Origin of the sequence: Streptomyces sp. GQFP (assembly GCF_021545335.1) — a bacterium.
Taxonomy (GTDB): domain Bacteria; phylum Actinomycetota; class Actinomycetes; order Streptomycetales; family Streptomycetaceae; genus Streptomyces.
This window is the reverse complement of record NZ_CP089312.1, coordinates 7,263,409-7,275,999: the sequence shown is the minus strand read 5'-3', so window position 1 is coordinate 7,275,999 and position 12,591 is coordinate 7,263,409. Positions and strand designations below refer to the sequence as shown.

The 12,591-nt window shown below is 69.3% G+C and carries 11 protein-coding genes and 1 pseudogene; 3 read left to right on the top strand and 9 right to left on the bottom strand.

The features are described 5' to 3' along the window. Positions 1–222: 222 nt before the first annotated feature. Both LUX31_RS32925 and LUX31_RS32920 read right to left on the bottom strand, forming a co-directional pair. On the bottom strand, positions 223–402 hold the full coding sequence (locus LUX31_RS32925; protein WP_235478950.1) for a hypothetical protein: 180 nt from the start codon (positions 400–402) through the stop codon (positions 223–225). Positions 403–438: 36 nt separating this feature from the next. Next, a complete protein-coding gene (locus tag LUX31_RS32920) occupies positions 439–1,338 on the bottom strand; it encodes a hypothetical protein (protein ID WP_235478949.1) in 900 nt (299 codons plus the stop codon). Positions 1,339–1,796: 458 nt separating this feature from the next. Between LUX31_RS32920 and LUX31_RS32915 the strand changes: the two genes are divergently transcribed. From LUX31_RS32915 to LUX31_RS32905, 3 genes are all read left to right on the top strand, one after another. Next, positions 1,797–2,039: a hypothetical protein gene (locus tag LUX31_RS32915; protein ID WP_235478948.1), complete on the top strand. Its 243-nt coding sequence runs from the start codon at positions 1,797–1,799 to the stop codon at positions 2,037–2,039. Positions 2,040–2,212: 173 nt separating this feature from the next. After that, positions 2,213–4,201, top strand: a complete 1,989-nt coding sequence (locus LUX31_RS32910; protein WP_235478947.1) for an ATP-dependent nuclease — start codon at positions 2,213–2,215, stop codon at positions 4,199–4,201. A 23-nt stretch (positions 4,202–4,224) separates the two neighbouring features. Beyond that, positions 4,225–6,129, top strand: coding sequence for a UvrD-helicase domain-containing protein (locus tag LUX31_RS32905; protein ID WP_235478946.1), 1,905 nt, complete (start codon positions 4,225–4,227; stop codon positions 6,127–6,129). A 95-nt stretch (positions 6,130–6,224) separates the two neighbouring features. On the opposite strand, the gene LUX31_RS32900 is transcribed toward LUX31_RS32905, so the two are convergent. The 7 genes and pseudogenes from LUX31_RS32900 to LUX31_RS32870 form a co-directional block, all read right to left on the bottom strand. Then, positions 6,225–7,250 carry a SpaA isopeptide-forming pilin-related protein gene (locus tag LUX31_RS32900; RefSeq protein ID WP_235478945.1) on the bottom strand — a complete coding sequence of 342 codons (1,026 nt, stop codon included), beginning with the start codon at positions 7,248–7,250 and terminating at the stop codon, positions 6,225–6,227. Between the two features lie 34 nt (positions 7,251–7,284). Next, complete coding sequence (locus tag LUX31_RS32895) at positions 7,285–8,070, bottom strand: DUF317 domain-containing protein (RefSeq protein WP_235478944.1); 786 nt, start codon at positions 8,068–8,070, stop codon at positions 7,285–7,287. A gap of 58 nt (positions 8,071–8,128) precedes the next feature. Continuing rightward, positions 8,129–8,616: pseudogene (locus LUX31_RS32890) on the bottom strand (hypothetical protein). A 33-nt stretch (positions 8,617–8,649) separates the two neighbouring features. Continuing rightward, positions 8,650–9,486 (bottom strand): DUF317 domain-containing protein, encoded by an 837-nt coding sequence (locus LUX31_RS32885; protein WP_235478943.1) that lies wholly within the window; start codon positions 9,484–9,486, stop codon positions 8,650–8,652. Positions 9,487–9,522: 36 nt separating this feature from the next. Next, positions 9,523–10,155, bottom strand: coding sequence for an HAD-IA family hydrolase (locus LUX31_RS32880; protein WP_235478942.1), 633 nt, complete (start codon positions 10,153–10,155; stop codon positions 9,523–9,525). Further along, complete coding sequence (locus LUX31_RS32875) at positions 10,152–11,309, bottom strand: MFS transporter (protein ID WP_235478941.1); 1,158 nt, start codon at positions 11,307–11,309, stop codon at positions 10,152–10,154. Before LUX31_RS32875 ends, LUX31_RS32880 begins: the two co-directional genes overlap by 4 nt. Then, entirely contained in the window at positions 11,306–12,568 is a 1,263-nt protein-coding gene (locus LUX31_RS32870) for an ATP-grasp domain-containing protein (RefSeq protein WP_235478940.1), read from the bottom strand. The genes LUX31_RS32875 and LUX31_RS32870 overlap by 4 nt, the downstream gene beginning before the upstream one ends. Positions 12,569–12,591: the final 23 nt, after the last annotated feature.

Genomic DNA, 12,591 nt, shown 5'->3' with positions numbered 1-12,591 from the left:
CGCGCGCTGGTCGTCGGTATTCCGCCCGTCGGCACATGCCGCCCGCGGCCGGAAGCGGAGCAGAAGCCGTGACAGACGCACCGTCTGTGTCGGCGCTCTCACGGCACACGGCTGAGTGACGTCCAGCCACACACCAGCCCCGCCATCGCCTATACGCGGAACTAGGATGGTGCTGGTTGGGGGTGCCCGCCCGTAGGCGGGCACCCCCAACCAGCCTTTTATCTACTCGGTCGGCGTGCTGCCCGGCTCACAGCAGTCGGGATCAGCGCCGGAGGCCGGTCGGCCGTCTCCTGGGTTGTCGCGAACATCGCTCTGTCGCCGCCGCCCCTCGATGATCTGGAGCGTCAGCGACCCGACACCCGCGATGGCAGAGATGGCGTTGACAATGTCGTCGAGATTCAACCTCGGTCCTCAGGGTCGAGCAGGACCGTCCCGCCGCTACGCGGTCAGGTGCCCTCCACACCCTCCGGCTCGATGCAGCCGAGGGCGGCCCTGCGCGGTGACTGAACGAGGGATCACTGGACCTGGTGCTCGCGGCACACGTGGTGCCGCACGCAATAGCTGACCCGGCGGACGGCATTGGCGAGGCGGCACGTCCCGTTTCGCGGCACACGACGCCTGAATCTCCGCTTCCACTTCAAGGCAGGCCGTGAGTATGTCCAGCAGCGTGTTCCATGCCGCTGGCTCGACACCGAGCAAGGCGAGGATGCGCAGGCTGTAGAGGACGCGCTCCGCCTCGTTCAGGAAGCTTTCGCTGCGGCCGGCCCGGCTGACCAGGTCGCTGGGGGTCATCGAGCGGAGGTCGTCGAGGGGGATTTCGTCCAGTGCGGCCACGGCCCACAGTGGGATGCGGGCAGACTTCAAAGCGCGCGCGATGCGGTGGTGGTTTTCCCCCCAAGCCTTCTGCCGAGCTCGGAGTTCACTCATGACATCCGCGAGCCGCCAGAGTTGGACCACCCACTCCATGGGCATGCCGAGCGCCAGAGCCCGTACCGTGACCGCTTCTTCGGCTCTGCCTTCTTCCGCCAGTCTGTCTTCGGCCACAACCAGACGGTCGGCGTGAGTGCGGCACATCGCGGCGAACCTAGCGTCCTGCACGCACCTCGCCATGGACCGCAGCAACCGCGCCTGCTCCTGAGGAGCCCTGTGGACTACCGGGTGCTTACTAAAGCTGTCGAAGCCGCCCCTGAAGTGGCCGTGCATGGCGGTGCACCTCGCCCGCCAGACGTTGTCGGCCACGCCTTCCGGCACGGCGGCCATCAGCCGCATGGCCTCGGTCACCGAAAAGGACAGCGCGAGACCTGCTCTCCGCGCGAGATTGCCCCCGATCAACTCCACGCTGACACTCTATCGGCTGACGCGGCGCACTCCATGCTTCCCGCTGGGGAGCCGGACTGCCCTCAGAGGGAAGGCCCACCCCATCTACGCGTCTTCTTCCAATTCGCGGCCGGGCGGAAGCTGGGACAACTCACCAGCCACCTCGATGTGTCCATAACGCCGTCAGCTTCGTTCGCCCGCGCCGGGAGTGCGCTTGCCCGTCGGCATCGGTCACGAGTGCACCCGTGGGCGACCACCGCGATCGCGGCCCTTCTGGGACCCGAGTTGGCCCGACGGGCCGCGGAGGCGGTCCGCAAGACCGCGCCCCCGCTCGCTTCCCCTCCGGACACCGGTCCGGGATCGCAGCACGGGGCCCGCGACTTGAACGAACACCACCAAGAGTTATCCACAGGGCCGCTGATGGTTGTGCACAAAGCCGTACCGTACTGCACAGATGATCACGAGCACGGGGGTGTGCAATGCGTTGTGGCGTGGTGGTGGAGGAACTGGCCTCGGACGTGATGGGTGAATTGCCGGCGGACGCGCGGCGCGAGGTCCTGGAGCTCGTCGAGGTCGTGCGTGCCGCTCCAAGAGAGTGGCCGGATGTACGGGACCCAGGCAGCGCCGAGGAGATCCGTGAGGCGTTCGGGGTGCACTGCTGGATCCAGTACATGCCGTACGACGGGGCCATCGAGGTACGCGAGATCGGCTGGGCCGGGTAGCAGCGTTTGGCGCTCACGTGGCTGGCGTGGACCCACCCTGGCCGCGTTACGGGTGTTGCCGCAGGCAAGACCTGCGACGACTTTGATCGTAAGGGCCCGGAGATCACATGCTTTCGATACTCTCTTCGGCGCGGTATCGCCGCTCATGACATCGTTGTACCGGAAAGTGACGAATGTTCATCGAGAAGCTCGTGCTGGAGAACTTCAAGTGCTTCGGGCCGGGGCGCACGTCCCTTCGGCTGGACTCAGGCATGACCGCCTTCATCGGAGCCAATGGCTCGGGCAAGACCGCGGCGTGCGAGGCGCTGCTGCGGTTGTTCGGGATATCCGGGCAGGAGCGGTCCGTACGCGTGGACGACTTCCACGTGCCCGCGGGCGAGACCGACGTGCCCACCAGCCGTGAGTTGACGATCGAAGCGGTACTCGCCTTCCCCGAACTCGACGACCCTGGAGAGGACGACGAGGTCGGGGACGAGGTTGATGACGCCGCGGAGGGCGATGACGACCAGGAGCGGGCTGAAGTACCGCGAGCGGTACCGGAGTTCTTCCGTCGCATGGCCGCCACGGAGGATGGCGAGCTGAAGGTGCGGGTGGCGCTCCTGGCGGAATGGGTCGACGACGGCACAGTGGAGGGTGCCATCACCGAGACACGTGTGATCGTCAACACGTTCGCCGAGGAGTACAGCGAGGACGACTACGTGCCGCTGACGGCTCGGGAGCGCAGTCGCATCCAGATGATCTACATTCCGGCCTCACGCGACGGCGCGCGCCAGGTGACGGCGTTCCTCCGCAGTCGGCTCTGGCGGGCAGCGCAGTGGTCATCTGATTTGCGCGAACTCGTCACTGACCACGCGGCGGAAGTCGCGGATCAGTTCGCCGACGAGCCCGTTGTCCGGGCGGTCGAGGGTGCGCTGACCGCGCGGTGGCAGGAGTTGCACGATGCGGGACTGCACTCGGAACCCAAACTGCGGCTCCTCGACGGTGACTTCAGCCAGCTGATCCGCAACTCCGAGCTTGTCTTCGAGCCCGATCACCACAGCCGCCCAAGGCCGGCCCGCATGCTGAGTGACGGGCAACGGTCGCTGCTGCACCTCGCCCTGGCGGCTGCGGCCCTCGACGTCGAGGCCGCTGTCTACGGCGGCCAGCACAGCAACGACTTCACGCTGGAGGCCGCGCACCTGCCGAACCTGACCCTGATCGCGGTCGAGGAACCGGAGAACAGCCTTGCGCCGTTCTTCCTGTCCCGGATCGTCGGCCAACTGCAGGGGCTGAGCGGCTCCACGGCGACGCAGGCGGTCCTCTCCAGCCACTCCGCCAGCGTCATGCCCCGAATCCGCCCGGAAGACGTTCGGTACTTCCGCACTGAGCCGGCCACGGCGACCGCATCGGTCCGAGAGATCACTCTCCCTGACGACGCCACCGAGGCGGGCAAGTACGTGCGTGAGGCGGTGCGTGCTCACCCGGAACTGTATTTCGCCAAGTTCGTGGTGCTCGGCGAAGGTGACACCGAGCAGCTCGTCATCCCCCGGGTCGCCCAGGCCCACGGTGTACACCTGGACCCGTCGTTCGTAGCGATGGTGCCGCTCGACGGCCGGCACACCAATCACATGTGGAAGCTGCTCAACGACCTGGACATCCCCCATGCCACCCTGCTGGATCTCGACTACGGCAAGGCCGGGTCCGGTCCGGCCCGGCTCCGGGACGCGTGCAATCGCCTCATGGACAGCGGGCTGGACCCGTTGGAAGGGCTCAGCGACTACGACGAGGTCGCAGACATCCACGACGGCCTCCTCCTCAAGCACATCCGACCGATCCTGCGGCACCTGCGCACCTTCGCCGTGTTCTATTCCGAGCCGCTCGACCTTGACTACGCGATGTTGTGCGCGTTCGAAGGCGCCTACACCCACCTTGAAGGCAACCAGCAAGGGCCGGACTCCAGTGACCCCACCACCACGGTCCTGGGAGCGAAGGGATCCAGGCCGCGCTACTGGGAGGACAAGACCGAGTGGCTGGGCTGGTACCGCTACCTGTTCCTGTCACGGTCGAAACCAAGCACCCACATGAGCGCGCTCGGCCGCCTCAGCGACGAAGAGATCAGACTGAATGCCCCGGAGGTCCTCACCGCCCTCGTGGAGCACATCCGGAAGGCGATCTCGCTGTGAGCACCCCCGACCCACTCATCCCCATGCCCCCAGCTCCACGCCGAACGACACTGATCCCGGTGGACGATTGGCGCCCGGCGGGCATCGAGGACTTGGAGCCAGCCGCATGGGAGGCTCTGCGGGATGTCGGCAACGTGGCAGTGGTAGCCGGGCCCGGCGCGGGGAAGACGGAGTTCCTCGCTCAGCGCGCCGCGTACCTCTTGCAGACCGGGCTCTGCCCGTGGCCCCAGCACATTCTGGCAATCTCCTTCAAGCGGGATGCCGCTGCCAACCTGGGCCGCCGCGTTACTGCCCGTGTCCCAGAACACGCCGGTCGATTCGCGTCGATGACCTTCGATGCGTTCACCAAGGGACTGGTCGACCGGTTCGCGCTGGCCCTCCCGCCAGACTGGCGCATGACGGATGGGTACGAGATCAGCACGGTCACCAACGCCGAAGTGGGGGACTTCCTCAACGGTATCGCTCACGCTGCCCCCGAGGCGCTGCGCTGGGAGGTCGCCCGGTTCCAGCCGAACCGCTTCGTTTCCGGCGTCGTCGGCAACTACGACCTGCCGGAGGTCGTGCCTGCTGATGCCGAGGTCGACGCCATCTCGTACGCCGTACGCGAGTGGTGGCAAGCCCGCTACCTACGGCGCGGCAAGGCCCAACTCGACTTCGTCATGCTGAACCGGCTCGCGGAGCTGCTGGTCCGCGCGGTGCCGAGACTCAGACGCGCCCTGCGCATGACCTACCCCGTGGTGTTCGTCGACGAATTCCAGGACACGACCAGCGCGCAGTTTTCCTTCCTCACATCCGTGTTCGGGGAGGAGACCGCCGTGACCGCGGTCGGCGACAGCAAGCAGCGGATCATGGGCTGGGCCGGCGCTCTGCCCAACGCTGTCCAACGCTTCACCCACGCATTTGACGCCACCACCTATTCGCTGGCCTGGAACTTCCGTTCCAGCGACGCGCTGGTCGCGCTGCAGCACGTCATCGCCCGTCAACTGGACCCCGCCGCCGTACGGGCCACCTCGAAGGCAACTACCGAAGACGGGCACGATCCAGCCTCACTGTGGACGTTCTCCACCGACGAAGCGGAGGCACAGTTCATTGCGGACTGGATTGCCCGCGACATCGCGGGATCCAACCGCACCCCGGCGGACTTCGCGCTCATCGCGCGGCAGAAGATCAAGGACTTCGAGCCGCTGTTCCGGGCGCACCTCGCCGTGCACGGGATCAGGGTCCGCAATGACGACGCACGGGTCGGCAAGATGACCCTCCAAGACCTGTTGAAGAGCGAGACCACCCACCTGCTCATCGGGCTGCTCCGGCTGGCGCACGAACCCCATGGCCTGCCCACGGTCTGGCAAGACGTATCAACGACTCTGGAGCGTGTACACGGTGCGATCGACGACGAAGTCGCCCAACACCGTGTCGGCGAGAACCTGACCGAGATGACCCTTCGGCTACGAGCCTGGCTCGAATCTCACCCTCCGTCGACCGTGTCCGCCGTCGACACCGTCCAGCAGTTACTCGCGCTCGTCGATGGCGCCGCCCTCCGTCGCTATGTGAGGGCGACGACGCCCGGCGAGGACTTCGACCTCATCGCAGGGGCGTTCGAGGCACGCCTTGAGAGCTCAATCAAGCAGGCCGCCGGCTGGGGGGACGCACTCGATGAGTTCGAGTGCGCCGAAGCCGTCGTCCTGCTCACAGCCCACCGCAGCAAGGGCCTCGAATACCACACCGTGTTCTTCCTGGGCATTCACGACAGACAGTGGTGGGCTCTCGGCAGCGACCTCCCCGAAGGAACTGCAACCTTCTTCGTAGGGCTGTCCAGAGCTGCTCATCGGCTGATCCTCACCACAGACCGAACCAACCGTGCCGGTCCCATCGCAGCCCTCTTCACAATGCTCGCCGAGGCAGGCGTGCCCGAGATCGACTGCGGGTAACCGCGGCTTGCGGGCTTTTCACCGCCACCCGAGACGAGGAAGGGCCCGGAAGTCAGGGACTTCCGGGCCTTTGCATCACGGCTAATGACGCTACGTCACCCTTCACCGGACGGTGTGTTCTCGCTGTTGCCCGTACGGCGAGCTCGGGCAGCAGCCAGCATTCCGATGCCACTGGCGACAAGGAGACCTGCTCCGCCCGCGAGCCACGGGCTGGCATCGGCTCCGGTGTGGGCGAGGGAGCCGGCGGGGGTCGTGGACGTGGTCTCGCCGGACGCGTCGGCCGCCAGCGAGGAGTCGGTGTCCGGCGTCGCGGAGTCCGCCGGACGCGCCGACGTGCCGCCGACCGTCTTGTCGCCCTGCGTGGTCGGCGTGCTGGTCGGCTGGTCCGTCGCCTTCTCGGTCGGAGCAGGGCTCGAACCGGTCGCGGTCTTGGAGTTGGTGACGGTCACGGTGACCGGAGCGCCAGGCCCTGCGGTGAACGTCTTCGAGGGCTTGTACAGGGCGTAGCCGGAGGGCGCCTTGGTCTGCTTGACCCAGAACTTCGTCGTACGGCTGGAGATCGGCAGCTCCCCGGAGGCCGTGCCCTTCGGGCCCGTCGTGAGGGTGAGGAGGGTCGTGTCACCGGTTCCGATGTTGACGGTGGAGCCGGGCAGCAGCTTGCCGGTCTTGTTGTCCTTGGCCTTCAGGGTGAGATGGGCGGGCTTGAAGGTGCCGATGACCGTCACGGGGGCGGTCGCGCCGGGGGTGACGATGACGTCCTGGTCGGCGGCGACGTCGTGGAGCGGGCTTCCGGAGTCCGTCTCCTTCAGCCGGTAGACGCCGGGCGCGAGGGCGGGGAAGGTCAGCTTCCCCTGGGCGTCGGTCTTCCCGCGTCCGGCCTCCTGGCCGGAGGAGTCGAGAAGGAGGAACGCGGCGCCGGGCAGGACGTCTCCGGCCGTGTCCTTCGTGGTGATCGCGACGCTGCCCGCATCCGCTGCCGGCGTCTCAGCGGGAACAGTGGAGGCCGAGGGCGTCGGCTCGGACGCCTGGGCGGTCGCGGCCGTGGCGCAGGTGAGGGTGGCGGTCAGCGCGGCGGCGAGGGCAGCGGATCTGCTGGCGCCACGGGCGAAACGAGCAGGCACGAGAAGGGGACTCCTTGATCGAGTGGTGGGGAGGTCATCGGGTCCGGCCAGAGGCCGTCGCCGGAGGCGGGGCGGCAGGTGAGTAGGTGGATGGCGGTTTGGTTGCCGCCGTGGCGACGTAGAGGTGGCGGCGGGTGTGGAAGGGGACGTCCTGGACGGTGCGGTGCAGCGGTTCAGTGGAGATCAGCGAGGCGGTGAAGGCCGCGACGAGGGTGGTAGGTGTGCCGAACGAGAAGTGCGCCTGCCAGTACGGTTCGCTCGGGTATCCGCCCCAGGCTCGCCAGGCCGCTGTGCCGAAGTCCTTGGTGGCGTACCGGTGCCGCACGCCGCCGAGCCCGTCCGGGGCGAAGAAGGTCTGCGTGCCGTCGGTCTTGACGTCGTGGCTCCAGCCCCGTGCGAACAACGGCGCGTACCCCTCGTACGGTGCAGTGGGGTCGTCGAAGAGCCGGTCCTGGTCGCTGGTGCGGTCGTCCCGGTGGAGGTCGAGGAGTTCGGCGTGGATGTCGTGGAGCAGTTCGACGGGGGTGGTGGCGTCGAACGTGATCTTCCAGTCGGTCTGCCCGAACGGGGCACGATTGGCGCCGATGGTCCATGTCCCCTTGCCCCGCTTTTCGGGTTCGGGGGTGAAGCTGGTCCACAGGCGAAGGCAGGGGCTGGTGGCGTAGGCCGTTCCTTCGTCGGGCTGGTGCAGTGACCAGTCCTCGTCGAAGGGGAACGGCCAGGCCGTGTGGAGGTCTGCCGGGCCGGGGCCGGCCAGGTGGCGCGGGAGAACCTTGACAGGCTGGGTGGGGTCGAGGTCTTTGAAGGGGTCGGGCAACACGAAGATGGCTCCTGCCGGGAAAGGCCACGCGGGGGAAAGGGCCTGGGAGGACTGGGATTCAGCGGGCTCGGCCACTGGCCCGTGCGCTCGGCCGGGCGGGCGCCGGGTGAGCGGTACGGCAAGCAGGGCGGCTCGGTGGGGACGCGGCCCACGCGCCGGGGAACCACACGGCGGTGTACTGCTCGATCGCGTCGCGCAGTCCGGTCGTGACGGCGCCCTCCCACGGCGGCCGGCCGGGGCGGTGGTAGGTGCTGAACGTGCCGTACTGCTTGGTGTTCACCCGGGTGTTGTGGGCTTCGTCGCGGCGGTGGAAGGTGCCGTGATCCACGAAGCTGAGGGCCACCGAGTCGATCTCACCGCGGTCCGAGTGGACGAGTGCCAGGCGCAGGCCGCCGTAGGTGTCCGCGTGGATGGTCTTGGTGAAGTCGATCCGCAGCCGCAGCAGTGTGTCCGGGATGGGGCGGCGAAGTAGGTGTTGCCCACGACGGTGCTGTCGTGGAAGGGGAGGCACAGTTCGGCGAAGAACTCGGGGGCCTGCAGGGCCATATCGCTCCTTCCCGCGTGGATGGGTCGTGTGGATCAGCGGCGAAGGCCCGGGCGGGGGCTCAGGGCCGGTGCGGGCGGGGGTGTGGCGGTGGTCCACCGGCGCACACTGCGGGCCGGTACGGCGGCTGGGCGGCGGGTTGCGGCGGCCCGCTGGATGTCGAGTGGGGTCGGCGCAGGTGGCCGGGGCGGTGTGACGGGGGTGAGCCGGGCCAGCTGGGCGAGCCGCGGGTCGAGTGAGTCCCTGTAGCGCAGGACGGGGGTGGGATCGGCGAGGGCGGCGGCGGTGGCAGCGATCAGGTGCTTGGGCGTGCGTGCGGTGAAGGTCGCCTCGGCGCGGGTTGCCCATCCCGGCGGTCCGGCCCACAAAGTCACGGTCTCGGCGTCGGGGCTGGAGGTCACAACGTCGATGCTCGCTCCGGCCAGGCCGTCCGGGGAGACGACCTCCACCCTGCCGCGTGCGAGGGGTCCCTTCTCCCAGCCCGCGTCGAGCAACGGCCGCACCGCGTCGCTCCAGAAGTAAGACCGCGAGGTGAGGAAGGAGTCGCTGTCTTCGTCCCACTCGGCGGCCAGGGCGCGGGTGAGTCCTTCGACGATCTCGGGTGGAGTGTTCTGGTTGATGCGCGCCGTCCAGCGGGCAGCAGAGACGGGGTCCTCGGCGGCGCTGATCAGCCACGTGTCGTGGTCGTCGCCGAGCCAGCCGATGCGGATGCGGTGGTCCGGCGAGGTGACCACCAGCTGGCACGGGCCGGCGTCGAGGCGGTGATGGGGCCAGTGGGCCACCGGATGGAAGCTGGGGTCGGCGTGTCCGGGCAGCCCGGCGAGGTAGCGGGGTGAGACGTAGACGTCCCCGCCGATGTCGTTCGAAGGCACAAAGATCCTGAGGGATGAAGGGATGGGGAGGGTGGATCAGCCGGAGAGCAGTGCGGCTTCGAGGTCGACGACCCGGCCGGTGTAGTGCAGGGTGCGCAGGCCCAGGCGCTCGGCGGCCTGGCAGTTCTCCGCCCGGTCGTCGACGAACAGCACCCGTCGCGGGTCCCGGGCTCCGGTCGCGGCCAGGGCTTGCCGGTAGGCGGCGGGGTTGGGCTTGTTCGTCTGGAGGCGGGCCGAGTAGAAGGCGCCGGTCATGAGCCGGCGGCACCAGTCGGTGGCGTCGAGGACGTCGCTGAGGTGGGCGGGCGCGTTCGACAGCAGGAACAACGGCAGCCCGCTGGAGTGGGCGCGCTCCAAGACAGCGAGGACGCGGTCGTCCGTGGTGGTCCACATATCGGTGTCGGCGTCGCGCAGTTGGCGCAGCAGGCGCGGGCCCGGGTGAGAGCCGAGGACCTTCGCCCAGTACGCCATATCGCTCAACTGCCCGGCGTCGTACGCCGGTCGGGCGCCCCAGACAGCGTCCTGGAAGCCCGCGAGATCCTGCTCGGGCCAGTGGGCGGTGCGGGCGAGGTGCTGCCACTGATCGAGACGGGGCTGGCGGCCGATGACGCCGTTGTAGTCGAGGATCGCGGCGTCGAGGCCGGGGTGTGCGGTGATGGTGCGGGTCAAGGGGTGGTGTTCTCCAGGGCGCGGTGGGCGAGGGCGGCGACGGCGGCTGCGAGGAGGGCGGGCAGCAGCAGGGCCGTGGACAAGGACGTGGCGGAGGCGAGGGCGCCGATGAGGGCGGGGCCGGCGAGCAGGCCGAGGTAGCCGGTGACGGAGACCGTGGCCACCGCTCGGGGTCCGCCGGCGCCGGCGGCGGTGATGAGCGAGGGGATGGTGGTGGACAGCCCGAGGCCGAAGACGGCCCACCCGGCCAGGGCGAGCGGCACGCTGGCAGCTGATACGCCGGTGGCCAGGCCGGCCGCGGCCAGCAGCGCGCCGGCGCGGACCACGGCGGGAGCACCGACGGCGGCGGTGAGCTTGTCGCCGGTCAACCGGCCGGTCATCATGGCGCCGCTATAGAGGGCAAACGCTGTGGCACTGACAGCCGTTGTGGCGTGCAGGCTGTGCAGGTGGACGGCGGCCCAGTCGGCGGCGGCCCCCTCTCCGAGCAGGATCGCGGCGGCCAGGGCGCCCAGCAGCCACAGCTTCGCTGCCGACAACGCCCGGCCTCCCTCGTCGGCCCCGGGCCCGGTGAACGCTGCCGGATGCCCCAGGCCCGCCAGGGCGAGGGTGCGTGATGCGTTGGCGAGTACAAGAACAACCAGGGCCAGGCCGGTCACCAGGAAGAGGGCGGTGTGCGGCATACGGGCCGTCGCGGCGGCGAGGCCGGCACCGGCGAGGGCTCCGCCGGAGTAGGCGGCGTGCAGGGACGCCATGATGGGCCGGCCGATGGCGTTCTGGCAGCGCACGGCCGCCGTGTTGAGGGCGACGTCCAGGATTCCGTGCGCGGCCCCGAAGAGCATGGCGGCCAGGAGCAGCGAGGTGAGGGTGGTGCACTGTCCCAGGACGGCGAGACATCCGGCGAGTCCGGCGCCACCGCCGATGGTGAGGGCGGGCAGCAACTCGGGCCGGGCGAGCCGGCCGCCGGTGGTGAGGCCGGCGACCATGCCGAGGGCGGCGGCCAGCAGCACCAAGGACAGGCGTGCGGTGCTCAGGTGGGCGGCGTGCTGGACGGCGGGCATCCGCGCGCCCCAGAGGGCCATCACCGCGCCGAGTCCCAGGAAGTAGCCGGTCAGCACCGTCCGCTCGCGTCGGGCTGAGGCGAGCAGATGGCTCATGCGACCCTGCCGTCGGCGAGCGCATGGGGGGTGTGGGGTGTGATGTGGATGTCGAGGCTGCCCAGGGCCTGTTCGGCGCGAGCCTGCGCCACGGCGGAGGTGGGCGCGGTGGTGATCAGGTAGCCGATGCGGGCGGTGAACATGTCGCCCCCGTCGGCGGGCAGCAGCAGGTCGTCGCCGACGTGGTGCTGGAAGTGGAGGCGCTCCAGCCACGACGGCCTCTCGCCCTCGTACGCCAGGCGGTCGAGGGTGCCGGAGGTGTCCGGGTAGAGGAGGCGAATCGCGGCGGCCGAGGCGCGGGTGGGCGTGAGGTCGGGGGCGCGGTCGCAGGCGATGTCGGCGGCGGCGCGCGGCAGGTCGATACCGGTGGCGAGGCTCACCAGATGGCTGATCATGTCGCCGGCGATGCGGCCGTTGACCTCGATGAGACGGGGGCGGCCGTTGACCAGGCGGAGTTCGACGTGGCTGACGCCGTCGGTGATCCCGAGCGCGCGGATCGCCGCCCGCGCGGCGGGGGCGACCACGGCGAGCAGGGGGTCGGCCGCGTCGACCGAGTGCGCCGTCTCCTCGAAGTACGGCGGCATCCCAACCGTCTTGCGGGTGAGGGCAACCGCGGTGGTCTCGCCACGGTGCGTGACGCACTCGACGGAGACCTCGGGCCCGTCGAGGTACTCCTCGACCAGGACGCTGCGGCTCTCGCGTCCCAGCCCGGCCACCTGGTTCGTGAACGCGTAGGCCGCGCCGAGCTGTTCGGGGGTGTCGGCCCTGATGACGCCGATGCTGGCCGCGTGTGCGGCGGGCTTGAGGACGACCGGGTAGCCGATCCGCTCGGCGGCGTCCTGCGCCTCCGACAGGCTGCGGACGCTGACGGAGGCGGCGGAAGGGACGCCGTGCCGGGCGAACAAGGTGCGTGCGGTGGCCTTGTTGCGGCACGCCCGCATCACTTCCGGTGCCGTGGTGGGCAGGCCGAGCCGGCGGGCGAGGCGGGCGACCGGGACGAGACACCACTCGGTCCAGGTGAACGCCCCGGCCAGCCGGTGGCGCTCGGCCAGCACCTGGCCCGCGGCGGACAGCGCCGCCTGATCGGTCGGGTCCGCGACGACCACGCAGTCGCGGATGTAGGGCACTTCCCACGAGGGCTCCTCGCCGGTGATGAGGACGACGTCGTAGGCGGCGGTCACGGCCTTAAGGCAGGTTCCGCGGTATCCCTCGGCTTCCCGATCGGCTGCGACGACCAGGACGATGGGGCGGTCGGACAAGAACAGGCTCCTCGATGATCTGA

What these genes read in the sequence shown, in the direction of transcription:
- LUX31_RS32915 (WP_235478948.1), top strand. Translation starts at nt 1,797, where the DNA reads ATGCGTTGTGGCGTGGTGGTGGAGGAACTGGCCTCGGACGTGATGGGT.
- LUX31_RS32910 (WP_235478947.1), top strand. Translation starts at nt 2,213, where the DNA reads ATGTTCATCGAGAAGCTCGTGCTGGAGAACTTCAAGTGCTTCGGGCCG.
- LUX31_RS32905 (WP_235478946.1), top strand. Translation starts at nt 4,225, where the DNA reads ATGCCCCCAGCTCCACGCCGAACGACACTGATCCCGGTGGACGATTGG.
- LUX31_RS32875 (WP_235478941.1), bottom strand. Translation starts at nt 11,309, where the DNA reads ATGAGCCATCTGCTCGCCTCAGCCCGACGCGAGCGGACGGTGCTGACC.